24 protein-coding genes are annotated in these 25,296 nt (G+C 37.1%); 22 read left to right on the top strand and 2 right to left on the bottom strand.

Annotation, left to right across the window (positions count from 1 at the left end; translation table 11 throughout):
• Nucleotides 1-16: 16 nt before the first annotated feature.
• From accC to HRG09_RS01835, 15 genes are all read left to right on the top strand, one after another.
• Nucleotides 17-1,369, top strand: coding sequence for an acetyl-CoA carboxylase biotin carboxylase subunit (accC, locus tag HRG09_RS01765; RefSeq protein WP_174099063.1), 1,353 nt, complete (start codon nucleotides 17-19; stop codon nucleotides 1,367-1,369).
• Between the two features lie 23 nt (nucleotides 1,370-1,392).
• On the top strand, nucleotides 1,393-1,785 hold the full coding sequence (locus HRG09_RS01770; RefSeq protein ID WP_017150885.1) for an Asp23/Gls24 family envelope stress response protein: 393 nt from the start codon (nucleotides 1,393-1,395) through the stop codon (nucleotides 1,783-1,785).
• Between the two features lie 346 nt (nucleotides 1,786-2,131).
• The gene (gene nusB, locus HRG09_RS01775) at nucleotides 2,132-2,524 is read left to right on the top strand and encodes a N utilization substance protein NusB (protein WP_174099064.1); all 393 of its coding nucleotides are present in this window, start codon (nucleotides 2,132-2,134) and stop codon (nucleotides 2,522-2,524) included.
• A 23-nt stretch (nucleotides 2,525-2,547) separates the two neighbouring features.
• On the top strand, nucleotides 2,548-3,408 hold the full coding sequence (folD, locus tag HRG09_RS01780; RefSeq protein WP_174099065.1) for a bifunctional methylenetetrahydrofolate dehydrogenase/methenyltetrahydrofolate cyclohydrolase FolD: 861 nt from the start codon (nucleotides 2,548-2,550) through the stop codon (nucleotides 3,406-3,408).
• Between the two features lie 26 nt (nucleotides 3,409-3,434).
• Nucleotides 3,435-4,793, top strand: a complete 1,359-nt coding sequence (gene xseA, locus HRG09_RS01785; RefSeq protein WP_174099066.1) for an exodeoxyribonuclease VII large subunit — start codon at nucleotides 3,435-3,437, stop codon at nucleotides 4,791-4,793.
• A complete protein-coding gene (xseB, locus tag HRG09_RS01790; RefSeq protein ID WP_016116257.1) occupies nucleotides 4,783-5,013 on the top strand; it encodes an exodeoxyribonuclease VII small subunit in 231 nt (76 codons plus the stop codon). Before xseA ends, xseB begins: the two co-directional genes overlap by 11 nt.
• Nucleotides 5,013-5,906, top strand: coding sequence for a polyprenyl synthetase family protein (locus HRG09_RS01795; protein ID WP_174099067.1), 894 nt, complete (start codon nucleotides 5,013-5,015; stop codon nucleotides 5,904-5,906). Before xseB ends, HRG09_RS01795 begins: the two co-directional genes overlap by 1 nt.
• Before the next feature lie 17 nt (nucleotides 5,907-5,923).
• Complete coding sequence (locus HRG09_RS01800) at nucleotides 5,924-6,151, top strand: hypothetical protein (RefSeq protein ID WP_174098773.1); 228 nt, start codon at nucleotides 5,924-5,926, stop codon at nucleotides 6,149-6,151.
• Between the two features lie 106 nt (nucleotides 6,152-6,257).
• Complete coding sequence (gene dxs / locus HRG09_RS01805; protein ID WP_174099068.1) at nucleotides 6,258-8,150, top strand: 1-deoxy-D-xylulose-5-phosphate synthase; 1,893 nt, start codon at nucleotides 6,258-6,260, stop codon at nucleotides 8,148-8,150.
• A 3-nt stretch (nucleotides 8,151-8,153) separates the two neighbouring features.
• A complete protein-coding gene (locus HRG09_RS01810) occupies nucleotides 8,154-8,993 on the top strand; it encodes a TlyA family RNA methyltransferase (RefSeq protein ID WP_174099069.1) in 840 nt (279 codons plus the stop codon).
• A gap of 142 nt (nucleotides 8,994-9,135) precedes the next feature.
• A complete protein-coding gene (argR, locus tag HRG09_RS01815; protein WP_017150893.1) occupies nucleotides 9,136-9,585 on the top strand; it encodes an arginine repressor ArgR in 450 nt (149 codons plus the stop codon).
• 260 nt (nucleotides 9,586-9,845) lie between these two features.
• Nucleotides 9,846-11,585 (top strand): DNA repair protein RecN, encoded by a 1,740-nt coding sequence (recN, locus tag HRG09_RS01820; protein WP_174099308.1) that lies wholly within the window; start codon nucleotides 9,846-9,848, stop codon nucleotides 11,583-11,585.
• A gap of 118 nt (nucleotides 11,586-11,703) precedes the next feature.
• Nucleotides 11,704-13,005, top strand: coding sequence for a SpoIVB peptidase (spoIVB, locus tag HRG09_RS01825; RefSeq protein WP_174099070.1), 1,302 nt, complete (start codon nucleotides 11,704-11,706; stop codon nucleotides 13,003-13,005).
• A 286-nt stretch (nucleotides 13,006-13,291) separates the two neighbouring features.
• Nucleotides 13,292-14,086 carry a sporulation transcription factor Spo0A gene (gene spo0A, locus HRG09_RS01830; RefSeq protein WP_174099071.1) on the top strand — a complete coding sequence of 265 codons (795 nt, stop codon included), beginning with the start codon at nucleotides 13,292-13,294 and terminating at the stop codon, nucleotides 14,084-14,086.
• A 292-nt stretch (nucleotides 14,087-14,378) separates the two neighbouring features.
• Nucleotides 14,379-15,704 (top strand): glycosyltransferase family 2 protein, encoded by a 1,326-nt coding sequence (locus HRG09_RS01835; RefSeq protein WP_174099072.1) that lies wholly within the window; start codon nucleotides 14,379-14,381, stop codon nucleotides 15,702-15,704.
• A 302-nt stretch (nucleotides 15,705-16,006) separates the two neighbouring features.
• Here the strand turns inward: HRG09_RS01835 and HRG09_RS01840 are convergent, their stop codons facing one another.
• On the bottom strand, nucleotides 16,007-16,153 hold the full coding sequence (locus HRG09_RS01840) for a YycC family protein (protein ID WP_174099073.1): 147 nt from the start codon (nucleotides 16,151-16,153) through the stop codon (nucleotides 16,007-16,009).
• Nucleotides 16,154-16,202: 49 nt separating this feature from the next.
• Between HRG09_RS01840 and HRG09_RS01845 the strand changes: the two genes are divergently transcribed.
• Complete coding sequence (locus HRG09_RS01845; protein ID WP_174099074.1) at nucleotides 16,203-16,931, top strand: glycerophosphodiester phosphodiesterase; 729 nt, start codon at nucleotides 16,203-16,205, stop codon at nucleotides 16,929-16,931.
• Nucleotides 16,932-16,970: 39 nt separating this feature from the next.
• Here HRG09_RS01845 and HRG09_RS01850 read toward each other — a convergent pair whose 3' ends face one another.
• Complete coding sequence (locus HRG09_RS01850; protein WP_174099075.1) at nucleotides 16,971-17,204, bottom strand: DUF2627 domain-containing protein; 234 nt, start codon at nucleotides 17,202-17,204, stop codon at nucleotides 16,971-16,973.
• Between the two features lie 138 nt (nucleotides 17,205-17,342).
• Between HRG09_RS01850 and HRG09_RS01855 the strand changes: the two genes are divergently transcribed.
• The 6 genes from HRG09_RS01855 to bfmBAA all read left to right on the top strand — a co-directional run bounded on the left by HRG09_RS01855 (nucleotide 17,343) and on the right by bfmBAA (nucleotide 25,292).
• A complete protein-coding gene (locus HRG09_RS01855) occupies nucleotides 17,343-19,415 on the top strand; it encodes a sigma 54-interacting transcriptional regulator (protein WP_174099076.1) in 2,073 nt (690 codons plus the stop codon).
• 195 nt (nucleotides 19,416-19,610) lie between these two features.
• Nucleotides 19,611-20,510, top strand: a complete 900-nt coding sequence (gene yqiS / locus HRG09_RS01860; protein WP_174099077.1) for a phosphate butyryltransferase — start codon at nucleotides 19,611-19,613, stop codon at nucleotides 20,508-20,510.
• A gap of 34 nt (nucleotides 20,511-20,544) precedes the next feature.
• Nucleotides 20,545-21,645 carry a leucine dehydrogenase gene (locus HRG09_RS01865; protein WP_098490145.1) on the top strand — a complete coding sequence of 367 codons (1,101 nt, stop codon included), beginning with the start codon at nucleotides 20,545-20,547 and terminating at the stop codon, nucleotides 21,643-21,645.
• A gap of 89 nt (nucleotides 21,646-21,734) precedes the next feature.
• A complete protein-coding gene (buk, locus tag HRG09_RS01870) occupies nucleotides 21,735-22,838 on the top strand; it encodes a butyrate kinase (protein WP_174099078.1) in 1,104 nt (367 codons plus the stop codon).
• A 4-nt stretch (nucleotides 22,839-22,842) separates the two neighbouring features.
• The gene (lpdA, locus tag HRG09_RS01875) at nucleotides 22,843-24,264 is read left to right on the top strand and encodes a dihydrolipoyl dehydrogenase (RefSeq protein ID WP_174099079.1); all 1,422 of its coding nucleotides are present in this window, start codon (nucleotides 22,843-22,845) and stop codon (nucleotides 24,262-24,264) included.
• A 26-nt stretch (nucleotides 24,265-24,290) separates the two neighbouring features.
• Nucleotides 24,291-25,292 (top strand): 3-methyl-2-oxobutanoate dehydrogenase subunit alpha, encoded by a 1,002-nt coding sequence (gene bfmBAA / locus HRG09_RS01880; RefSeq protein ID WP_017150928.1) that lies wholly within the window; start codon nucleotides 24,291-24,293, stop codon nucleotides 25,290-25,292.
• Nucleotides 25,293-25,296: the final 4 nt, after the last annotated feature.

The raw sequence follows: 25,296 nt of genomic DNA on the forward strand, positions 1-25,296 counted from the left end.
TAAGGGAGTCTTTGTGATGATAAAAAAAGTATTAATAGCCAATCGTGGGGAAATTGCTGTACGAATTATTCGTGCTTGTAAAGAAATGAATATTGAAACAGTAGCTATTTATTCAGAAGCGGATAAAGAATCACTTCATGTGCAAATCGCAGATGAGGCGTATTGCGTTGGACCGACACTGTCGAAAGAAAGCTATTTAAATTTGACAAATATTATAAGCGTTGCAAAATTAACAGGCTGTGATGCAATTCATCCTGGTTATGGATTTTTAGCGGAGAATGCAGATTTTGCAGAACTATGCCGTGAGTGTAATTTAATTTTTATTGGTCCTAGTCCTGAGGCAATTTCAAAAATGGGTACAAAAGACGTTGCTCGTGATACAATGAAAGAAGCAGGGGTTCCGATTGTACCAGGTTCACAAGGAATTATAAAAAATACAGAAGAAGCGATAGAACTTGCAAATCAAATTGGATATCCGGTCATTATTAAAGCAACTGCGGGTGGCGGCGGAAAAGGAATTCGTGTTGCTCGCGATGAAGAGGCGCTTGTAAAAGGAATTCAAATTACACAGCAAGAAGCTAGTACCGCTTTTGGAAACCCTGGTGTATACTTAGAAAAGTACGTTGAAGATTTCCGTCATGTTGAGATTCAAATAATGGCAGATACACATGGCAATGCGATTCATTTAGGAGAGCGTGATTGTACAATTCAGCGCCGTTTGCAAAAATTGATAGAAGAAAGTCCTTCGCCTGCACTTGATGCCAACGTTCGCAAGGAAATGGGTGAAGCGGCAGTAAAAGCAGCGGTAGCAGTTGATTATACAGGTGCTGGTACGGTTGAGTTTATTTATGAATATAAAACGAAAAGTTTTTACTTTATGGAAATGAACACACGAATTCAAGTAGAACATCCAGTTACAGAGCTAGTAACAGGGGTGGATTTAATTAAAGAACAGATTCGTGTTGCTTCTGGAGAAACACTATCGTTACAGCAAGAAGAAGTACAATTTAACGGTTGGGCAATGGAATGTCGAATTAATGCGGAAAATCCTGCCAAAAACTTTATGCCGTCTCCAGGTAAGGTAGAAATGTATTTACCGCCAGGAGGATATGGTATTCGCGTCGATTCAGCTGTTTATCCTGGATATTCAATACCACCTTTTTATGATTCAATGATTGCAAAATTAATTGTTCATGGGAAAACACGTGAAGAAGCAATTGCAAAAATGAAGCGAGCGCTTAGTGAATTTGTCATTGAAGGCGTACATACGACAATCCCGTTCCATTTACAATTGCTAGATCATCCTGACTTTATAAAAGGGGAATTTAATACGAAATTCTTGGAAGAGCATGAACTTGTGACGCAGTGATACATTTAAAGGAGGTTTTTTTCATGGCTGAACATATGTTAGATATGGGTCAAGATACAACCCTTGGAAAAGTAGAAATTGCACCAGAAGTAATTGAAGTAATTGCAGGCATCGCTGCTGCTGAAGTAGATGGTGTAGCAGCAATGCGTGGTAACTTTGCTACAGATGTTGTTGAGAAGTTAGGGAAGAAAAATCACGGTAAAGGCGTGAAGGTTGAATTAGTAAACGACGATATTATCGTTGATGTTTATGTTGTCATGTATTTTGGTGTAGCGATCCCAGTTGTTGCACAAAAAATTCAAGATAATATTCGCCAAGCACTCTTTACAATGACGGGTCTTGAGCCGAAAGAAGTGAATGTTCACATCGTTGGAGTAACATTCGAAACGCAAAAAACAGAAATCGAGCCAGTGTAAAAAATGGGAAGGTGCCTTGTCAAATGGGCACCTTTTTTCTCGTTTCATCTCTTCATGCACAAAATCTTCTAATTATTATACTATTTTAAAAATAAAGAATATAAAAAAAGAGTGATGCGTTTTTCCAAAAAACGTACATTGTGATAGGATATGGAACTTGAAGTTAATCTTTTTATTATTTTTCAGCCTTGTAACTCGTGTGTGAAACGATAAATTGTGTTATTATCATTGTATTATAAGGTTGAAAAATCAATGAAAACTGTAAGAGTAAGTAAATTGACGGCTTATAAATTATAATAATATAACAAAACATAAGGAAAGACTTGAAGTATAAAGGAGAGTTACAATGAAACGTAGGACGGCTAGAGAAAGAGCCATGCAAGCATTATATCAAATGGACATTACTGGAGAATTAGAGCCAAAAGTAGCGGTGGAAAATACGCTAGAAGAAGGCGAAGAAACAAATGAGTTTTTAGATTCACTTGTTGTTGGTTTTGTAGAACATAAAGAAACAATTGATGAAGCAATTCGTCAAAATTTAAAAAAGTGGAAATTAGAACGTATTAGTATTGTGGACCGCAGTATTTTACGTCTAGCTGTGTATGAAATGAAGTACATGGAAGAAATTCCACACAATGTAACAATTAATGAAGCAATTGAAATTGCAAAAACATTTGGGGATGAGGAATCTCGTCGTTTTATAAACGGCGTTTTATCTAATATAAAAGACACAATTTAATTTCTTTAAGGGGGAATCTTAAAATGGTAGCAGTAATCATCAAAGGAAATGAAGTTGCGGAGAAAAAACGAGCACAATTAAAAGAAGAAGTTGTGAAGTTGAAAGAGCAAGGAATTGTACCAGGATTAGCAGTTATTTTAGTTGGAGAAGATCCAGCATCTCGTTCTTATGTAAAAGGAAAAGAAAAGGGCTGTGAACAAGTTGGGATTTATTCAGAGTTAATTGAGTTTCCAGATACAATTACAGAAGAGCGTTTGTTAGCTGAAATCGATCGCTTAAATGAGGATGACCGTATTAATGGAATATTAGTACAATTACCTTTACCGAAACATATTGAAGAGAAAGCTATCATTGAAAGAATTTCACCTGAAAAGGATGTAGATGGATTCCATCCAATCAGCGTTGGCCGTATGATGACAGGTCAAGATACATTCCTTCCGTGTACACCGCATGGCATCGTGGAATTAGTAAAAGAAACAAATCTTGATATTTCAGGAAAACATGTTGTGGTGATTGGAAGAAGTAATATCGTTGGGAAACCAGTGGGACAGCTATTTTTAAATGAAAATGCGACTGTAACATACTGTCACTCCAAAACGAAGAATATAAAAGAATTATCAAAGTTAGCTGACATTTTAATTGTAGCTGTTGGAAGACCAAAAATGGTAACGGCTGACTATATAAAAGAAGGTGCAGTTGTAATTGATGTTGGTGTCAATCGCTTAGAAACAGGAAAACTATGCGGTGATGTTGATTTTGATAATGTACTGGATATCGCAGGCTATATTACACCAGTACCAAAAGGAGTCGGCCCAATGACAATTACAATGCTCCTTCATAATACAGTTGAATCTGCAAAACGTGCAGGGGTTGTTTGTAAATAATTTGAATCGGCTATGAGGAGAGAGAGATGGAAAAGCAATATTTAACCGTTACAGCATTAACACGCTATATAAAAACAAAAATAGAGTATGACCCGCATCTGCAGTCTGTTTGGTTAAAAGGAGAAATTTCAAACTTTAAATATCATAGCCGTGGCCATATGTATTTCACATTAAAGGATGAAAATGCAAGGATAGCAGCGGTTATGTTTGCGGGGCATAATCGTAATATAAAGTTTAGACCAGAAGATGGAATGAAGGTACTTGTAAAAGGGAAAATTTCTGTCTATGAAGCGAGTGGTTCCTATCAGATTTATATTCAGGATATGCAGCCTGATGGGATTGGGAATCTTCACTTAGCTTACGAGCAATTAAAGGTTCGATTAGAGGAGGAAGGGCTGTTTTCTCAAGTTTATAAACAACCAATTCCTGCCTATGCCAAAACAATTGGTGTCATTACATCACCAACAGGAGCTGCGATTCGAGATATTATAACGACAATTAAACGCCGTTATCCAATTGGGAATGTGATTGTATTTCCGGTACTTGTACAAGGGGAGTCTGCGGCTCCCTCAATTGTACAAGCGATTCAAACAGCGAATGAGATGAAAGAGATAGATGTATTGATTGTTGGTCGTGGGGGTGGTTCTATTGAAGAACTATGGGCCTTTAATGAAGAAAGTGTTGCACGGGCGATTTTTTCAAGTGAAATTCCAATCATTTCAGCTGTTGGACATGAAACAGACTTTACAATTGCTGATTTTGTAGCCGATTTACGTGCGCCAACTCCAACGGCGGCAGCAGAACTTGCAGCACCGAATATACTTGAATTACAAGAGAAAGTGTTACAAAGAACTCTTCGTATGCAAAGAGCAATGCGAGAGATGTTACATAAAAAGCAAGAACAACTGCAAACCCTTCAAAAATCGTATGCATTTCGTTATCCAAAGCAAGTGTACGAGCAAAAAGAAGAGCAGTTAGATCGCACTCTTGAACAGCTTATTTTAGCGAAAGAACGTTATATAGAGAAAAAGGTAAATCAATTGAAACAGCTCTCATTTTATGTTGAGAAGCATCATCCATCTCAAAAGATTTTTCAAACGAAGACAAGAGTAGAAACGTTGCAAAAGCAATTACAACGTGAAATGCAAACATTGCTGCAAACGAAAGAGTTTACTTTTATGAGGGCGGCTCAGCAACTAGAAGTACTTAGTCCACTTAAAGTAATGATGAGGGGATATGGGCTCGTATATAGCGAGAAAAAGCAAGTGTTAAAAAGCGTGAAAGATGTTAGCCTTGGTGAGGGTGTTTCCGTACAATTACAAGATGGAGTGTTAGATTGTAACGTATCGGGCATAGAGGAGCGTGAATTGAACAATGGAAAATAAATTAAGTTTTGAAGAAGCGATTTCTCAGCTTGAACACCTTGTTTCTAAGCTTGAACAAGGTGATGTTCCATTAGAAGAGGCAATTTCATATTTTAAAGAAGGTATGGAGTTATCTAAGCTATGTGATGAGAAATTAAAAGATGTTCAAGAACAAATGGCGGTTATCCTTGGAGAGGATGGAGAACTTAAACCATTTACTGCTGTAGGAGATGAAGCATAGTGGCATATGTAGCTTTTGATGCTTTTGTGAAAGAGAGTAAAGCTTTCGTTGAGGAGCAGCTTGTGCGCTATGCAAATCAATTACAATGTCCAAATGTACTTCGCGAAGCGATGATATATTCATTGGAAGCGGGCGGAAAACGTCTCCGTCCGTTACTTTTATTTGCAACGTTGCAAGCGTTTGAAAAAGAAAGAGAATTAGGTATAGGAGCAGCTTGTGCTCTTGAAATGATTCATACGTATTCGTTAATTCACGATGATTTACCATGTATGGATGATGATGATTTAAGACGAGGAAAACCAACAAACCATAAAGTGTTTGGTGAAGCGATGGCCGTTTTAGCAGGAGATGGCTTGTTGACATATGCTTTTCAGGCAGTGACAGCGTACGATCATCAAGATGTTTCTACAGAAACAAAGCTAAGGCTTGCTCTTGAACTTGCAAAAGCAGCTGGGCCAGAAGGGATGGTTGCTGGACAAGTAGCAGATATGGAAGCGGAAGGAAAGCAGCTTACGCTTAGAGAATTAGAATATATTCATAAGCACAAAACAGGACAATTATTAGAATATGCTGTGCTTGCAGGAGCTATACTTGCAGGAGCAACACCAGAACAAGAGAAAAAACTACTTGCATTTGCAAAATATATTGGTCTGGCTTTCCAAATTCGAGATGATATTTTAGATGTAGAAGGTATAGAAGAAGAAATCGGAAAACCTATTGGTAGTGACGCTTCCAATGAAAAAAGTACATATACGACGTTATTTACTATAGATGAGGCAAAATGTATCTTAGAAGAAACAATTGTCAAAGCGAAAGATGCGATTGCATCTTTACAATTACAAGATGAGCATTTATTATCTATTTGTGATTTAATCGCAAAGCGTAATAACTAATGTAAGAGCGTTTTCATTTGTTGAGTCATTTATCATTTTGTGGTATAAATGTAGAAAAAGGTTTTTCTTTACTTGTTATTGGCAAAAATATATCTAGATTACGTTGCCGTTATCACTTTGTGTTAGCGGCTCTTTTTTCATCGGATAGAGAAGAGACGATAACTGGCGGCTTCTTAGCTGAAAGGCATATTTCGCTTTCTAAGAACGTAGAGAAAGATGACAGATTGTCTGTTCAAGCACGATAGAATAGAGCGTAATAGGAAAGATATTGAAGAATTACTTGTATTGTGCAAATATTTTTTGCAGTATTTGACATGTTGACAGATTATGAAACGAAAGTGAGTGATCCATGTGGATCTAACGCAAATTCAAAACCCTAGTTTTTTGAAAGATATGTCTATCAGTGAACTAGAGGCATTGAGTGAGGATATTCGGAAGTTTTTAATTGAAGAGCTCTCTCAAACGGGTGGACATATTGCTCCTAACTTAGGTGTAGTAGAACTCACAATTGCTCTGCATAAATTATTCGATAGTCCAAAAGATAAATTTTTATGGGATGTAGGACATCAATCCTATGTACATAAAATTTTAACAGGGCGTGCAAAAGAGTTTGGCACATTAAGACAATATAAAGGCCTATGTGGTTTCCCAAAGCGCTGTGAAAGTGAGCATGATGTATGGGAAACAGGTCATAGTTCGACTTCATTATCCGCTGCAATGGGAATGGCTCTAGCGCGTGATTTAAAGAAAACGAAAGAGTGTGTTATACCAATTATTGGGGATGGTGCTTTGACTGGTGGAATGGCTTTAGAAGCATTAAACCATATTGGGCATGAAAAAACAGATATGATTGTTATCTTAAATGATAATGAAATGTCGATTGCTCCGAATGTTGGCGCTCTTCATAATGTTCTAGGCCGTCTGCGTACCGCTGGAAAATATCAATGGGTGAAAGACGAGTTAGAATATTTACTCAAGAAAATCCCAGCAGTTGGCGGGAAAGTGGCAGCAACAGCAGAAAAAGTAAAAGATAGCTTAAAATATTTGCTTGTATCAGGTGTCTTTTTTGAAGAGTTAGGGTTTACATATTTAGGTCCTGTGGATGGACATAGTTATGAAAATCTATTTGAAACGCTTCAATATGCAAAGAAAACAAAAGGCCCGGTACTTGTTCATGTGATTACGAAAAAGGGAAAAGGCTATAAACCAGCAGAGAGCGATGTAATTGGAACTTGGCATGGAACAGGTCCATATAAAATCGAATCTGGTGATTTTGTGAAGCCGAAAGAAGTTGCACCAGCATGGAGTGCCGTTGTGAGTGAGACAGTTCGTAAGCTTGCAAGAACGGACGAGCGGATTGTAGCTATTACACCAGCGATGCCAGTTGGATCTAAACTTGAGAAATTTCATCAAGAGTTTCCAGATCGTATGATTGATGTTGGGATTGCTGAGCAGCATGCGACAACAATGGCGGCTGGAATGGCAACGCAAGGAATGAAGCCGTTTTTAGCAATTTATTCAACATTCCTGCAACGGGCATATGATCAAGTTGTTCATGATATATGTCGTCAAAATTTAAATGTCTTCATTGGAATTGACCGTGCAGGACTAGTTGGAGCGGATGGTGAAACGCATCAAGGTGTATTTGATATTGCGTTTTTACGTCACTTGCCGAATATGGTGCTCATGATGCCGAAAGATGAAAATGAAGGTCAGCATTTAGTGTACACGGCAATGCAATATGAAGATGGTCCAATTGCTCTGCGTTATCCACGTGGAAATGGGCTTGGTGTTCCAATGGATGACGAATTGCAGGCTATTCCAATTGGGACATGGGAAACGTTAAAAGAAGGCACGCAAGCGGCAATTTTAACGTTTGGTACAACGATTCCGATGGCGATGGAAGCAGCGGAGCGTCTTGAAAAGGCTGGTATTTCAGTGAAAGTAGTAAACGCTCGCTTTATTAAGCCGATGGATGAAACGTATTTACATGAACTTTTAGGTAAGAATATTCCAATTTTAACCATTGAAGAAGCTTGCTTAATTGGTGGATTTGGAACAGGTGTAGTTGAATTTGCTACTGACCATGGGTATCATAGCAATTTAATTGAACGAATGGGTATTCCGGATCATTTCATTGAGCATGGTAGTGTTACAAAGCTATTAGAAGAAATTGGTTTAACGACAGATGCTGTTGTGGACCGTATTCATACAATGATTCCATCAAAACAAAAAAGGGCGTAACAAATGAGTGTAAAAAAAGAAAGAGTAGATGTACTATTAGTAGAACGAGGGCTTATAGAAACGCGTGAAAAGGCAAAACGCGCTGTTATGGCGGGACTTGTATATGCAAATGAAATGAGGCTCGATAAGCCAGGGGAAAAAATTCCACAAGATATACCGATTACGGTAAAAGGACAAGTTATGCCATATGTGAGCCGCGGTGGTTATAAGTTAGAGAAGGCATTAGAGACTTTTCATCTTGATTTACAAGATAAAATTATGTTAGATATTGGTTCATCAACTGGTGGCTTTACAGATTGTGCGTTGCAAAATGGTGCAAAGCTATCTTATGCTTTAGATGTAGGTTACAATCAACTTGCTTGGAAATTGCGTCAAGATGAGCGCGTTGTTGTTATGGAGCGAACAAATTTTCGTTATGTAACACCGGCTGATTTAGAGCGTGGTTTGCCGCAGTTTGCTAGCATTGATGTTTCATTTATATCATTAAAATTAATTCTTCCAGTCTTAAAAACGATATTGACTCCAAATGGTGATGTTGCGGCTTTAATTAAACCGCAATTTGAAGCTGGAAGAGAGCAAGTTGGGAATAAAGGCATTGTTCGTGATCGTAAAGTTCATGAAGCTGTCGTAGAAATGATCGTTGATTTCGCAATAAAAGAAGGATATGATGTTGAAAACTTAACATTCTCTCCAATTACAGGTGGGGACGGAAATATTGAGTTTTTAATTCATTTAAAATGGCATGGAGAGCGCGAGAGTGGTGCGAATCATTCTCTAGTTTCTGCAAGACAAGTGGTAGCAGAAGCTCATGAAATTTTAAAACAAAAAGGGAAAGGGGAATAACTGTTGTTGTTCCTCTTTTTGCTGGAATTGTATAATGATTGTAAAAACAATTATGTACAAGTAAACGATTATAAGTTAACATAAATAAGTGAAGTATACCAATGTTTAAACTATGGTAAGAGATAGTGTGAGGTGCAAATGTATGAATAAAGGTCAGCGCCATATTAAAATCAGAGAAATTATCGCGAATAAAGAAATTGAAACGCAAGATGAACTAGTTGATATTTTACGTAATGAAGGCTTTAATGTAACACAAGCAACTGTATCGCGTGACATTAAAGAGTTGCACTTAGTAAAAGTGCCATTGCATGATGGTCGCTATAAATATAGCTTACCAGCAGATCAACGATTTAATCCACTGCAAAAATTAAAACGTAATCTAGTTGATTCGTTTGTAAAGTTAGACACAGCAGGACATATGCTGGTGTTAAAAACACTACCTGGTAACGCGCACGCGCTTGGAGCACTTATTGATCATTTAGAATGGGATGAGATTATTGGAACTATTTGTGGTGATGATACTTGCTTAATCATTTGCCGTACGCCTGAAGATACAGGTTTTGTATCAGATCGGTTCTTGAATATGTTGTAAAAAGGATCTTGTTTACTTTTTTGCTAAAAGCAAAAAGTAAACAAGATATTTTTTTGTTAGGAGAAATGGATAAGTGTGAAGTGAGATATAGTATTTTTTAGAGTGAAATGAGGAAATCGATGGATTGACCCGTAAAACAAATGTTTGGTACAATGGAGCGGTCTAGAAGAGTAAACGATACATACAATAACTACTTGAGTGAAAAGTGTGTAATGAAAGCACTTAGTAGGGGATTAGTTTATAACGAGGTGAATGGGGCATTGTTATCGGAATTATCGATTAGAAACTTTGCTATTATTGAGTCATTAAATATTTCTTTTCAAAAAGGTTTAACGGTTTTGAGTGGTGAAACAGGTGCTGGGAAATCAATTATTATTGATGCAATTAGCTTACTTGTTGGTGGCCGTGGTTCAGCAGAGTTTGTTAGATACGGAACAGAGAAAGCTGAAATTGAAGGATTATTTTATATAGAGGATGATAGACATCCGTGTATTGCGAAGGCTGAAGAGCTGGATATTGAAATTGAAGATGGGATGATCATTTTAAAGCGTGACATTGCTGCGAATGGAAAAAGTGTATGCCGTGTAAATGGTAAGCTTGTTACATTGAGTATATTAAAAGAAATTGGAAAAACGCTTGTCGATATTCATGGACAGCATGAAACCCAAGATTTGATGAATGAGGAACGCCATTTGTTTATGCTTGATCATTTCGATGGAGATCGGATTACGAATCAATTAGAAATATATCAAGATGTATACGGTGAGTATGAGCAGTTAAAAAAACAACTGAAATCTTTAACAGAGAATGAGCAACAGATGGCCCATCGGTTAGATTTAATTCAATTCCAGCACGAAGAAATTCGTAAAGCAGATTTGAAAGCTGATGAAGAAAATGAATTGACGGAAGAGAGATTAAAAATCTCAAATTTCGAAAAAATTTATAAAGCGCTGGGTGATGCATATCGTGCATTAAGTGAAGATGGTAGCGGACTTGACCATGTACGAAATGCAATGGGACAAATGGAGAGTATTACGCACCTAGATGAGGCGTATCAAGAGAATCATGATTCGATTGCGAATAGCTATTACTTATTAGAAGAGGTTGCCTATCAGCTTCGGGAAAAGTTAGATATGATGGAGTATGACCCGAATCGTTTAGATGAAATTGAAACGCGTTTAAATGAAATTCGTATGCTTAAGAGAAAATATGGAAATACTGTAGAAGAGATTTTAGTGTATGCTGATAAAATAGAGCAGGAAATTTTTACAATTGAAAATAAAGATGTACATATTGAAACGACGAAAAAGAAATTAAAAGAATTAGAAAGCGTGATTTTGAAAGAAGCAACGATGTTGAGTAATATGCGCCATCAGCTTGCAGATCATCTTACGAACGCAATCCACCAAGAATTAAAAGAACTGTATATGGAAAAAACAAAATTTGAAGTGAGGATTGCGAAAAGAGCTGGAATTATGGATGATCCGCTTGTAGATGGAACGCCAGTGAAACTTACGGTAGATGGCTATGATTATGTGGAATTTTATATTTCAACAAATCCAGGTGAACCTTTAAAACCACTTTCAAAAGTAGCTTCTGGCGGAGAATTATCCCGCATTATTTTAGCTTTGAAAAGCATTTTTTCTAAGCATCAAGGTGTTGCATCTGTTATTTTTGATGAAGTAGATACAGGCGTAAGTGGTCGAGTGGCACAAGCGATTGCGGAAAAAATTTATCGTGTATCTGTAAACTCGCAAGTACTTTGTATTACGCACTTACCTCAAGTAGCGTCAATGGCGGATTCGCATTTATTTATCCGCAAACAAGTTGCAAATGATCGGACGATTACATCAGTTACTGTATTAAGTACAGAGGATAAGGTAACGGAGATTGCTCGAATGATTTCTGGCGTGGAAATTACCGATTTAACGACGGAACATGCAAAAGAGTTACTTACGCAAGCACATCATTTTAAACAGACAGCAGAGGCTATCCAATAATGGATAGCTTTTTTGTTCAAATGATGATTTCTTAATTCTTCCGGTTATAAACAGAGCGTTGCAAGGAGAGATTAAAAGATGAAGTCGTTAGGCTGAATGTGGGGTAGGAGCGAGGAGAGTGAACGAATTGAAATTAGAGCAATTCCGAAAAATAATAGGTCTTTGTCTCCTTGTTTCATTAATTTTTATCGGATGTTTTAAACCGCTTCGTACGTTTATTTCATCCCCAAAGCAACTCGTTATTTTTGAAGGACAACAATCAGAAATAGCATCATTTCCGGTTTTTCAGGCTTCATCCACAAATCATAATGTTTTTACGGTAAGTTCAAATAAAGAACAGAATTCTGGACTTGTAGTAAATTCGCACCAAAATGGTGAAGCGGATATGGTATTTCAACTTGCTGGCTTTCCGGTAAAAAAAGTAAATGTTAAAGTATTAAAAGATTTTAAAGTAATTCCAGGTGGACAATCAATTGGAGTGAAATTGAATACAAAAGGTGTACTCGTTGTTGGGCATCATTTAATTCAAACAGAAAAAGGAAAAGTATCGCCTGGAGAAGTAGCTGGTGTACAAGTGGGGGATATGATTACTGAAATTAATGGAAAAACCATTGAGAGAATGAGTGATGTGGCACCTTTCATTCATGATAGTGGAAAAACAGGTGAACCACTTAACCTTGTCTTATTGCGAGATGGTAAGTATATTCGCACAAAATTAACCCCAGAAAAAGATAATGGTGAGTCGTCTTATCGAATTGGTTTATATATTCGTGATTCAGCTGCTGGTATTGGAACGATGACTTTTGTTCATACGGATTCCATGAAATATGGAGCGCTTGGTCATGTTATTTCTGATAACGATACGAAAAAACCAATTCAAGTGGAGGATGGACAAATTGTACGTTCGACAGTTACTTCCATCGAGCGTGGTAGTCATGGAAATCCAGGAGAGAAATTAGCAAGATTTTCACCGGATCGTGAAGTGATTGGTAATATTACAACAAATAGTCCGTTTGGTATTTTTGGTAAGTTAAATACAGGTATAAAAAATGGCATAATGGATGAGGCGATGCCGATTGCATTATCGCATCAAGTGAAAGAAGGACCAGCGAAAATATTAACAGTTATCGATCAAGATAAAGTAGAGGCATTTGATATTGAGATCGTAAGCACGGTACCACAAAAGTTTCCAGCCACAAAAGGAATGGTTGTAAAAGTTACAGATAAACGTCTCTTGTCCAAAACGGGTGGTATTGTTCAAGGGATGAGTGGTAGTCCGATTGTTCAAAATGGAAAAATGATTGGTGCTGTTACACATGTATTTGTTAATGATCCAACTTCAGGATATGGTGTCCATATTGAATGGATGTTACATGAAGCAGGAATTAATATTTATGAGCAAGAGAAAAAAGCAAGCTGATTTACATCAGCTTGCTTTTTTCTTGAGAAATTCGTTGAAATTTTGTAAAAGCTCCGCAAGAGCTGCTTTTTGTTGTAAAATAAAAGAAAAGAGTGAACGTTTCGTTGTAATCCTATGATGGAATGTGTAAAGAAAGAGAATAAATGAACGATAAACATATTTTTTTGTGATTTTATCGGAAATTAAGAAACTTTAAAAGGGAAATTTCACACAATTGTCGAACAATTCATGTAGCCTAGAAGCTTACACATGTCGGGAGAATCGATTCGGTAAGGGAGGAAAAGCTGTGGAGAAAATTAAAGTGTGTCTTGTGGATGATAATAAGGAACTCGTATCAATGTTAGAAAGTTATGTTGCTGCTCAAGATGATATGGAAGTAATTGGAATCGCTTATAATGGTCAAGAGTGTTTAAATTTACTGAAAGAGAAACAACCAGATGTACTCGTTTTAGATATTATTATGCCTCATTTAGATGGTTTAGCGGTACTAGAGAAAATGCGACATATTGAACGACTAAAGCAGCCAAATGTCATCATGTTAACAGCCTTTGGACAAGAAGATGTAACGAAAAAAGCAGTTGATTTAGGTGCTTCTTATTTCATCTTAAAGCCATTTGATATGGAAAATTTAACTAGTCATATTCGTCAAGTGAGCGGTAAAGTGAATACTGCGATTAAACGTCCACTACCATCTTTCCGATCTGCAACAACAGTAGATGGAAAACCGAAGAATCTAGATGCGAGTATTACAAGCATTATTCACGAAATTGGTGTACCAGCTCATATTAAAGGATATATGTATTTGCGAGAGGCAATTTCTATGGTATATAACGATATCGAGCTCCTTGGCTCTATTACAAAAGTTTTATACCCGGATATTGCGAAAAAATATAACACGACAGCGAGCCGTGTGGAACGAGCAATCCGTCATGCGATTGAAGTAGCATGGAGTCGTGGGAATATTGATTCAATCTCGTCCTTATTTGGTTATACTGTATCAATGTCAAAAGCAAAGCCTACGAATTCCGAATTTATCGCAATGGTTGCGGATAAGTTGAGGCTTGAACATAAGGCATCATAAAGGTTAATATTATAGGATTTTTTCGTGTTTAGTGGTAATGTAAAGTTACCACTAAACTTCTTTTTATGCCAACAAATAACATTGAATGTAATGCGGTAAACACTGTCCTGTATTAATTTTTTAATTAAACGAATGGTGGTATTTTTTGTTTGAATTTGAGTAGTTTTCTTCCTTTATATAGTTACAGTTATTCTTGCATATTAAAAATTGGGTTGAATATTGTATATAATTTGTTATTTTGCTCTCAAATGACTGAATATTCAATTAAAATGAGAACTGTAGGAGGATCAAAATGGAATTCGTGGGCAGCAAAGTAGTAACGGTGTTATTGGGTATATTTTTTTTAATTACTTTATATGTTAACGTTAATACTCTATATTATGTAATTTTATCTTTTTTTGGTTTTACTAGAGCAAAACGGGATTATGAATTAGTCGAAGATAAGACAAAGTTTTTAATCTTAGTAGCAGCGCATAATGAGGAGAAGGTAATTGGCTCGACTATTGACAATTTGAAAAAAATTAAATATCGTGACGATTTATATGACATTTATGTTGTAAATGATAATAGTTCTGATAGAACAGGTGCCATTTGTGAAGAAAAAGGAATGCAATATATAAATACAAGTGAACAGTTATTTACACGCGAGGGAGTCGGTAAGCCAGCAGGATTACAATATGCATTACGTTATTTAGGGTTTGAAGAGTTAACACGAAAATATGATTGTTTAATGATTCTCGATGCCGATAATCACATTGATTCTAATGTTTTACAAGAATTAAATTCTCAGTACATTGCAAAGGAAAAACCAGAAGCGATTCAAATTTATTTAGATTCCAAAAATTCGGCGACTAATTTGTCCCTTGGATATGCTATGAGTTATTATTTAACAAATCGTTTCTTTCAGTTGGCGAAATATCGTGTTGGGTTACCGAATGCTATTGGTGGAACTGGATTTATTGTTAAAATGGAGTACCTTATGAAACATGGAGGTTTTTGTTTTGATTCTTTAACAGAGGATTTAGAGTTAGAAATGGAAATTGTTAAAGATGACGGAAGGGTACTATGGAATCATTTTGTTCGTGTATATGATGAAAAACCGGATAATTTTAAAGTAAGTATCAAGCAACGCACACGTTGGTCACAGGGGCATTGGTATGTAGCGTTTACGAACTTTAAACCGATGATGAAAAAATTATTTACTGAAAAAGGTAAGATGAAAATTATTGACCAGTTATTTTACTTATTTGGTATGACACGTGCAGTTCAAATGATGATAACTTTAATGGGAATTTTAATTGCTATTGGCTATGTGATTGTGACGAAATCATATCAGGATATTCCGGGTATAGGGAAACGACTTGTAGCGCTGATTTTGGGAGCCAGTATTATTTCTTTGGTACTATTTACTTATCAATTTGTTGTTTGTATGTATTATGCAGTTAAGGTAGATACAAATCGGAAATATAAATTGCTTCAGATGAGTTTCTCAACTTTCTATTATGCATACACGTTTATATATGCCCAAATTATGGGGTTAATTAAGTGGAAACAACAACATACATGGGTGAAAACGGAACATAACAAAACATCTATAAACCATAAAGAAGGCAAATAATAATCGCATAACTTATTATGAATAAAGAAATAGACAAGGAGGAGAGATGTTGTCTGATATCTCTTCTTCTTGTTTTAGTTAGTAGATTCCTTGCCGTAAAGTTTAACAAAAGTAAGTAGGTGTCAGTAGAAGCTTGAATAATGAAGACGAATAAAGGGTGAAGAAATTTAATTTATTGAAATTTACTTCTGTTACACATATGTTTCTTAGGTTTATGTACGAAACCGCTTGTGATATTATGATGTATGAGATGAAAATATAGTAAAGAGAGCTAATAAAAGCCCTGTAAAAAAACAGGACTATTACTCTTCATCTTTATTTTGTTTTTCTAATTCAACTAACTTTTGAACTAAAATGTGCTGCGGCATATGCATGATTTGCTCAAGTGGAACACCGAGAGCTTTTGATAGACGGATTGCCGTTTCTGGAGAAATTTGTAATGGTTTCATAGAAGTACCTCCTTTTTCGTATAGTATAGCATAGATTGGAGGAGTGAGGATGACTCATATATTTGCGCACCGCGGTGCGGCGGGGACGTATCCAGAAAATACAATGATTTCATTTGAAGCTGCGGAATCGTTTCGGGCAGATGGAATAGAATTAGATGTGCAATTTACGAAGGATGGAAAAGTTGTTGTAATTCATGATGAAACGGTCGATCGAACAACGAATGGAAAGGGAGCTGTTCGTAATTACTTATATGAAGATTTGCGAAAATTGGATGCGAGTCACAAGTTTTCGGAAAAGGTAGGTTTTTGTCCGATTCCTTTATTAGAAGAAGTATTAGGGTGGTTGCAATCTAATCGATTACTTCTGAATATTGAATTTAAAAATAATAAAATTCCGTATCGTGGTTTAGAAGAAGAGGTTATAACACTTATACGAAAATTTAATTTAGAAGAGAGGACCGTTTTTTCGTCTTTTAATCATTACAGTATGAAAAAATGTCATATGATGGCTCAGGATATTCAAACGGCTATTTTATACCGAGAAGGTTTACATAGTCCATGGGCGTATGCAAAAAAAATGGGAGCTACTGCTATTCATCCGAATCATCGCTATCTCCAAGATGCGATTGCTGAATTAACAATGGATAGTGGGATAGAGGTTCGTCCTTATACAATAAATGATGAAACAGTTATGCGGAAATATTTTGATATGAACATTTCTGCGATTATTACAGATTATCCAGAAACGGCTAGAGCGTTATTGCCAGTAAAAAAATGAGACCTTTTATTAGAAAAGGTCTCATTTTTTTATGTTCACCTATCTTCGAAAACGAGCTTGTACTTTGTTCCGTTTACGATCGCGGTATAAAACGAATCCACCGAAGATATAAAAACCAATTGCAAAGCAGAATATACCCATTAAAAATTGTAACCATAGTGCAGGAATTGGAGATAAAAGAATACCGAATACAGTATCTCGCATTAATTTTATACCTAGCACTGCCAAGGAAATAGGAATGAGTGCTAATAGAAGAGCAAGGTAACGCTGCATAGGTAACGCTCCTTTTCAGATAATTTCGTATATATTAAATGATGTTATATCGAAAGGGGATTTGTCAAGTAGTTGCTGAACGAGTAAGATAAAGGTGTGAAAAATTTTGCAGAGATACTTCGAGGGGAAGTGGAATGTGTGAAACAAAAAGTGTTAATTATTGGAGCAGGCGAAGGTGGAAGTACGATTCTGAGCTTGCTACAGACTTCAAATATATTTGAAATTATAGGGATGATCGATATAAATCCAAAGGCGAAAGGGTTACAATTTGCAAAGGAACAACATATTGCGATTGGAGCAGATATAGAGCCCTTTTTGGAAGTTGATATTGACGTAATGTTTGATATGACGGGGGATTATCATTTACATAAAGTTCTTTTAGCAAAAAAGCGTGAAAATACACTTCTTATACCAGGAGATATTGCAAAAATCGTTACGAAGTTGGCGCATGAGAAAGAGGATTTAATTGAAAAACTGAAAGAACAAACACAGCAAGGAAATTTGATTTTAAATTCTACTCATGACGGAATGATCGTTATTGATGCAGAGGGTTATGTAAAGCTGTTTAATAAAAGCGCAGAACGTATAATCGGTTATAAAACTAGAGATGCGGTAGGGAAATATATTTTAGAAGTAATTCCGACTAGTAAATTACTTCGTATTATACGAACGAAACAAATAGAAGTGAATCATGAGTTGACGTTAGGGAATGAAAAGAAGATTATTACAACTCGTATTCCTATTTTAAAAGAAGATGGAGAGGTTCAAGGAGCTTTTGCTATTTTTAAAGATATTACAGAAGTTGTAGATTTGGCAGAAGAGGTTACGGATCTAAAAGAAATTCAAACCTTACTGGAAGCAATTATTCATTCATCTGAGGAAGCGATATCTGTTGTAGATGAGAAGGGGAGAGGGCTTGTTATAAATCCCGCCTATACGAAGTTAACAGGCCTTACAGAGGATGACATAATTGGAAAACCTGCAACGACTGATATTGTAGAGGGTGAAAGTATGCATATGAAAGTACTTCGGACGCGTAGAGCGGTACGAGGAATTCATATGAAAATCGGTCAGAAGAAACGTGATGTAATTGTAAATGTTGCACCGGTTATTGTGGATGGCATATTGAAAGGTAGCGTTGGTGTTATTCGTGATGTCTCAGAAATTCAGAAGCTAACACATGAATTAAATCGGGCAAGACAAATTATTCGGACGCTTGAAGCAAAATATTCTTTTGAGGATATCGTAGGAACGTCTGATGAAACGATGGCGGCAATAGAACAAGCAAAGCTTGGAGCAAATACACCAGCAACAGTATTGCTTCGCGGAGAATCAGGGACTGGAAAAGAGTTATTTGCACATGCTATCCATAATGGAAGTAACCGAAAATATAATAAGTTTGTGCGTGTGAATTGTGCCGCTATCTCGGAAACTTTATTAGAAAGCGAATTGTTCGGTTACGAAGAAGGTGCTTTTTCTGGAGCGAGAAGGGGCGGTAAACGAGGTTTCTTTGAAGAAGCGAATAATGGAAGTATTTTTTTAGATGAGATTGGTGAGTTGTCTGCTAATACGCAAGCAAAACTATTACGTGTTTTGCAGGAAAAAGAAATTGTGAAAGTGGGAGGAACAAAACCAATTCCTATCAATGTTAGGGTTATTGCAGCGACACATGTGAATTTAGAAAAAGCGATTTTGGAAGGTGAATTTCGGGAAGATTTGTATTATCGCTTAAATAAAATTCCAATTCAAATTCCTTCTCTTCGTCAGCGAAAGGAAGATATTCCAGTGATATCAGAACGATTGATTCAAAAAATCAATCAAGATTATGGCCGGAATGTAGAAGGGTTAACGGAATCGGCTATTGAATATTTGCAATCGTATGATTGGCCGGGGAATGTCAGAGAACTTGAAAATATTTTGGGTCGGGCAATTATTTTTATGAACTACAATGAGATGTATATGGATGTCCAGCATTTGCCTTCTTTGCATAAGGAAGACCAAGTGGAGTTAAAAGGAAGTAATTTATTGCCAGAGTTAGAAGAGAAGTCTCTTGAACATTTAGTCACGGAGTTTGAAGGGAACATCATACATGAATATTTAGAGAAATTTGATGGGAATAAAACAAAGACAGCGAAAGCGTTAGGAATTTCAGTTCGAAATTTATATTATAAGTTAGAAAAGTATGACCATGCAAAAAATAGCATGCAATAAATTGCGCACCATGCAATTTATTGCATGGTATACAAAAAACGACAAATCAAGACAGAATATTATGTAAATTTATAAAGTATTGATTTCACTGTATTTTGTATGCGTTTTCATAATTGGTATGACCAATTTGAAAAGTTGGCACGGTATTTGCTTATTAAATAGACGAGGGACGACGGAAAGGGTTGGTTACAAAATATGAAGTTAAAACATCTAATTGATCAAGCGGCAGGACAACCTAAAAAAACTGTGGCTGTAGCAGTAGCTGAAGATCATGAAGTAATTGAAGCGGTAGCGAAAGCTATTCAATTACAGTTAGCTCAATTTCGTCTATATGGAAATCAAGAAAAAATTATGGGTATGCTACAAGAGCATGGCTTACAAGTTTCAGAACATGTTCAAGTGATTGCGGCATCATCAAATGCTGAGGCCGCGGAACTTTCTGTTAAAGCTGTAAGAAATGGTGAAGCAGATGTACTTATGAAGGGGAACATCCCAACAGCAAACATTTTAAAAGCAGTATTAAATAAAGAGTGGGGACTTCGTAAAGGTAGTGTATTATCACATGTTGCAGCGTTTGAAGTTCCAAATTATGATCGCTTTATTTTTGTCACAGATGCAGCGATGAACATTGCACCTGATGTACAGCAAAAAGCTGCTATTATACAAAATACTGTTGAAGTTGCCCGGGCAGTAGGAATCGAATTGCCGAAAGTGGCTCCAGTCGCGGCGGTGGAAGTTATTAACCCAGCGATGCAGGCGACAATCGATGCGGCGATGTTAACACAAATGAATCGTCGTGGACAAATTAAAGATTGTATCGTTGATGGACCGCTTGCTTTAGATAATGCTGTATCACAAATTGCAGCAGAGCATAAAGGCATAGTAGGTGATGTAGCAGGTAAGGCAGACATTTTACTCGTCCCAACGATTGAAGCTGGAAACGTGCTATATAAATCGCTTGTCTATTTTGCAAATGCAAATGTAGGAGCGATGATTGCTGGCGCAAAAGCACCGATTGTTTTGACATCTCGTGCTGATTCAGCAGAAACAAAAGTATATTCATTAGCTTTAGCAGTTGCGACTGCTTCTAAATAAACCAAAAGGGTAAAACAATTAGGGGGAAATGACAATGACATTAGAAATCTTCGAATACTTAGAAAAATATGATTATGAGCAAGTGGTATTTTGTCAAGATAAAGAGTCTGGATTAAAAGCAATCATTGCAATTCATGATACAACACTTGGACCAGCTCTTGGTGGAACAAGAATGTGGACATATGATTCTGAAGAAGCGGCGATTGAAGATGCATTGCGCCTTGCAAAAGGGATGACATATAAAAATGCAGCAGCTGGTTTAAATCTAGGTGGTGCAAAAACAGTTATCATCGGTGATCCACGTAAAGATAAAAGTGAAGCGATGTTCCGTGCACTAGGACGTTACATTCAAGGATTAAACGGACGTTACATTACTGCAGAAGATGTTGGTACAACTGTTGATGATATGGATATTATCCACGAAGAAACTGACTTTGTAACAGGTATTTCACCTTCATTCGGTTCTTCTGGTAACCCATCTCCAGTAACTGCTTATGGCGTTTATCGTGGTATGAAAGCAGCAGCAAAAGAAGCATTTGGCACAGATAGCCTAGAAGGTAAAGTAATTGCTGTTCAAGGTGTTGGTAACGTAGCATATCATTTATGCAAACATTTACACGCTGAAGGAGCACAACTAATCGTTACAGATATCAATAAAGAAGCGGTACAACGCGCGGTAGAAGAATTTGGTGCAACAGCAGTTGAACCAAATGAAATTTATGGTGTAGAATGCGATATTTATGCGCCATGTGCATTAGGTGCAACAGTAAATGACGAAACAATTCCACAATTTAAAGCGAAAGTAATCGCAGGTTCTGCAAATAACCAATTAAAAGAAGATCGTCATGGTGACATCGTTCATGAAATGGGAATTGTATACGCACCAGACTATGTAATTAATGCAGGCGGCGTAATTAACGTAGCAGATGAATTATATGGATACAATAGGGAACGTGCATTAAAACGAGTAGAGTCAATTTATGACACAATTGCAAAAGTAATTGAGATTTCAAAACGTGATGGTGTACCAACTTATGTTGCAGCAGATCGTCTAGCTGAAGAGCGTATTGCAAGCTTGAAAAATACTCGCAGCACGTACTTACGCAACGGACATGATATTATTAGCCGTCGCTAATCTATCATATACAACTTCTACAAAAGCTGTGGATACCTCTTATGAGGTCTCCACTGCCTTTTGAATTTTTAAAGGTGGAGGTAGCAACAGTGTCTTTAAATCGAATCCTTGTTATTAATCCTGGTAGTACATCTACAAAAATAGGTGTTTTTGATAATGAAAGACCTGTTTTAGAAGAAACAATTCGTCACGATGTAGATAAAATCGGGGAATATAAACGAATTATTGATCAATATGAATTTCGAAAAGAAACAATTTTAGAGGTTCTACATTCTCATGGTATTAATATTTCAAAATTAAACGCTGTTTGTGGACGCGGAGGATTACTTCGTCCGATTGAAGGCGGTACGTATACAGTAAATGAAGATATGTTGGAAGATTTGAAAAATGGATATAGTGGCCATCACGCTTCAAATCTTGGCGGTATTTTGGCGTATGAAATTGCTTCTGGGTTAAATATTCCAGCTTTCATTGTTGATCCAGTTGTTGTTGATGAAATGGAGCCAATCGCTCGCATTAGTGGAATTTCTGGCATGGAGAGAAAAAGTATTTTTCATGCGTTAAACCAAAAAGCAGTGGCGCGTAAAGTTGCAGAAGAACTTGGCCGTAAATACGAAGATTTAAACCTATTAATTGCACACATGGGCGGTGGAATTACAGTTGGCGCTCATAAGCAAGGGAAAGTTATTGATGTAAATAATGGCTTAAATGGAGAAGGGCCATTTAGTCCAGAGCGTGCTGGAACAGTGCCGGTTGGTCAGTTAATAGAAATGTGTTTCTCTGGTGACTATTACCGCGATGAAATGATGAAAAAGATTGTTGGGCAAGGCGGATTAGTGAGCTTGATTGGTACAAACGATGCAATTAAAGTTGAAAACATGGTCGAAAAAGGTGACCCTGAGGCAACTCTCATTTATAAAGCAATGGCGTATCAAGTGGCGAAAGAAATTGGTGGAGCTAGCGCGGTGCTTCATGGGAAAATCGATGCAATCGTTTTAACTGGAGGACTTGCATACAGCAAAATTCTTGTTGATGAGATTAAAGATCGTGTTCATTGGATTGCAGATGTGATTGTACATCCTGGAGAAGATGAATTACAAGCATTAGCAGAGGGAGCACTTCGCGTATTACGTGAAGAAGAAGATCCAAAAGAGTATGTTGTACGAGAAAAAGAAACGGTAGCTAGGGGTTGAGATAATGGCAAAAGAATATGATTTAGTCATCGTTGGCGGCGGTACTGGTGGATATGTTGCCGCTATTCGTGCATCACAATTAGGGCTAAAAACAGCACTTGTTGAAAAAGATAATCTTGGTGGTACTTGCCTGCATAAAGGTTGTATTCCTAGTAAAGCATTGCTACGTAGTGCTGAAGTATATGCAACTGCGAAAAAGAGTGAAGAATTCGGTGTGGTAACGAGCAATGTGGAATTAAACTTTGCAAAAGTGCAAGAGCGTAAAGAAAAGATTGTAACGCAGCTTCACAAAGGCGTTCAACATTTAATGAAGCAAGGTAAAATTGATGTGTTTGAAGGTATCGGCCGAATTCTTGGACCTTCAATCTTCTCTCCAATGCCAGGAACAATTTCAGTTGAATTTGCAAATGGTGAAGAGAATGAAATGTTGATTCCAAAAAATGTTCTGATTGCAACTGGGTCTCGTCCAAATTCATTACCAGGATTAGAATTAGATGGTGAGTACGTGATGTCATCGGATCATGCCCTAAAAATGGAAACGCTTCCGGAATCAATTATTATCGTCGGTGGCGGGGTAATTGGAATTGAATGGGCATCTATGCTTGCTGACTTCGGTGTAGAAGTTACTGTATTAGAGTACGCAAAACATGTCCTGCCGCTTGAAGATCAAGATGTTTCGAAAGAAATGCAGCGTCTATTAAAGAAAAAAGGTATTAAAGTGGTGACAGGTGCAAAAGTATTACCAGAAACATTAGTAAAAGATAATGGTGTATTAATTCAAGCCGAACACAATGGTGAAAATAAAGAATTCAAAGCAGAAAAAATGCTTGTATCTGTAGGAAGACAGGCGAATACGCAAAATATCGGTTTAGAGAATACAGATATCATTGTGGAAAAAGGATACATTCAAACAAATGAATTTTATCAAACGAAAGAATCACATATTTACGCAATTGGTGATGTAATTGGTGGCTTACAACTTGCTCACGTTGCTTCTCATGAAGGTATTGTAGCTGTAGAACATATTGCGGGCAAAGAAGTTATGCCAATTGATTACTCAATGGTATCGAAATGCGTATACAGTAGTCCAGAAGTTGCTTCTGTTGGTTTAACTGAGCAAGAAGCAAAAGAAAAAGGCTATAAATTAAAAGTAGGTAAGTTCTCATTCCGTGCAATCGGAAAAGCGCTTGTATACGGAGAATCAGATGGCTTTGTGAAACTTGTAGTTGATGAAGAAACAAATGATATTCTTGGTGTTCATATGATCGGCCCACATGTAACGGATATGATTTCTGAAGCGGGTCTTGCAAGAGTCCTTGATGCAACACCTTGGGAAGTTGCACATACAATTCATCCGCATCCATCCTTATCTGAAGCAATCGGTGAAGCTGCATTAGCAGTAGATGGAAAAGCGTTACACGCATAAAAATGTGGATTTAGGAGGTTATGAAAATGGCAGAAGTAAAAGAAAAGCGCCATGAAGAACTTGGCTTAAGTGATGAGCAAGTATTAGAAATGTATCGAACAATGTTGCTTGCGCGTAAAATCGACGAACGTATGTGGTTATTAAACCGTGCAGGAAAAATTCCATTCGTAATTTCTTGTCAAGGACAAGAGGCTGCACAAGTAGGCGCAGCGTTTGCACTTGATCGTGAAAAAGACTATGCATTACCATACTACCGTGATATGGGTGTTGTACTAGCATTTGGTATGACAGCAAAAGAGCTTATGCTATCTGGTTTTGCAAAAGCAGGCGATCCGAACTCTGGTGGACGTCAAATGCCAGGTCACTTCGGTCAGAAGAAAAACCGTATTGTGACAGGTTCATCACCAGTTACAACGCAAGTGCCTCATGCAGTAGGTATTGCATTAGCAGGAAAGATGGAAAAGAAAGATTTAGTAACGTTTGTAACATTTGGTGAAGGCTCTTCTAACCAAGGTGACTTCCACGAAGGTGCAAACTTTGCTGGTGTACACAAATTGCCTGTTATTTTTATGTGTGAGAATAACAAATATGCAATTTCTATCCCTGTTGAAAAACAATTAGCATGTAAAAATGTATCAGATCGTGCGATTGGTTATGGTATGCCAGGGTATACAGTAGATGGAAATGATCCACTTGCAGTATATAAAGCTGTAAAAGAAGCAGCAGACCGTGGACGCCGCGGAGAAGGTCCAACTTTAATTGAAACAGTGTCGTACCGTTTAACAGCACACTCTAGTGACGATGATGATCGTGTCTATCGTGATAAAGAAGAAGTAGAAGAAGCGAAGAAAAAAGATTCGATCTTTACATTTGCTGCTTACTTAAAAGAGGTTGGCGTGTTAACAGAGGAATCTGAAAAACAAATGTTAGACGAAATTATGCATATCGTAAACGAAGCAACAGAATATGCAGAAAATGCTCCGTATGCAGCACCTGAAGATGCATTGAAGCACGTATACGCAGAATAGGGGG

Source organism: Bacillus sp. Xin1 (assembly GCF_013314535.1).
Taxonomy (GTDB): domain Bacteria; phylum Bacillota; class Bacilli; order Bacillales; family Bacillaceae_G; genus Bacillus_A.

What these genes read in the sequence shown, in the direction of transcription:
- accC (WP_174099063.1), top strand. Translation starts at nt 17, where the DNA reads ATGATAAAAAAAGTATTAATAGCCAATCGTGGGGAAATTGCTGTACGA.
- HRG09_RS01770 (WP_017150885.1), top strand. Translation starts at nt 1,393, where the DNA reads ATGGCTGAACATATGTTAGATATGGGTCAAGATACAACCCTTGGAAAA.
- nusB (WP_174099064.1), top strand. Translation starts at nt 2,132, where the DNA reads ATGAAACGTAGGACGGCTAGAGAAAGAGCCATGCAAGCATTATATCAA.
- folD (WP_174099065.1), top strand. Translation starts at nt 2,548, where the DNA reads ATGGTAGCAGTAATCATCAAAGGAAATGAAGTTGCGGAGAAAAAACGA.
- xseA (WP_174099066.1), top strand. Translation starts at nt 3,435, where the DNA reads ATGGAAAAGCAATATTTAACCGTTACAGCATTAACACGCTATATAAAA.
- xseB (WP_016116257.1), top strand. Translation starts at nt 4,783, where the DNA reads ATGGAAAATAAATTAAGTTTTGAAGAAGCGATTTCTCAGCTTGAACAC.
- HRG09_RS01810 (WP_174099069.1), top strand. Translation starts at nt 8,154, where the DNA reads ATGAGTGTAAAAAAAGAAAGAGTAGATGTACTATTAGTAGAACGAGGG.
- argR (WP_017150893.1), top strand. Translation starts at nt 9,136, where the DNA reads ATGAATAAAGGTCAGCGCCATATTAAAATCAGAGAAATTATCGCGAAT.
- HRG09_RS01835 (WP_174099072.1), top strand. Translation starts at nt 14,379, where the DNA reads ATGGAATTCGTGGGCAGCAAAGTAGTAACGGTGTTATTGGGTATATTT.
- HRG09_RS01840 (WP_174099073.1), bottom strand. Translation starts at nt 16,153, where the DNA reads ATGAAACCATTACAAATTTCTCCAGAAACGGCAATCCGTCTATCAAAA.
- HRG09_RS01845 (WP_174099074.1), top strand. Translation starts at nt 16,203, where the DNA reads ATGACTCATATATTTGCGCACCGCGGTGCGGCGGGGACGTATCCAGAA.
- HRG09_RS01850 (WP_174099075.1), bottom strand. Translation starts at nt 17,204, where the DNA reads ATGCAGCGTTACCTTGCTCTTCTATTAGCACTCATTCCTATTTCCTTG.
- yqiS (WP_174099077.1), top strand. Translation starts at nt 19,611, where the DNA reads ATGAAGTTAAAACATCTAATTGATCAAGCGGCAGGACAACCTAAAAAA.
- HRG09_RS01865 (WP_098490145.1), top strand. Translation starts at nt 20,545, where the DNA reads ATGACATTAGAAATCTTCGAATACTTAGAAAAATATGATTATGAGCAA.
- lpdA (WP_174099079.1), top strand. Translation starts at nt 22,843, where the DNA reads ATGGCAAAAGAATATGATTTAGTCATCGTTGGCGGCGGTACTGGTGGA.
- bfmBAA (WP_017150928.1), top strand. Translation starts at nt 24,291, where the DNA reads ATGGCAGAAGTAAAAGAAAAGCGCCATGAAGAACTTGGCTTAAGTGAT.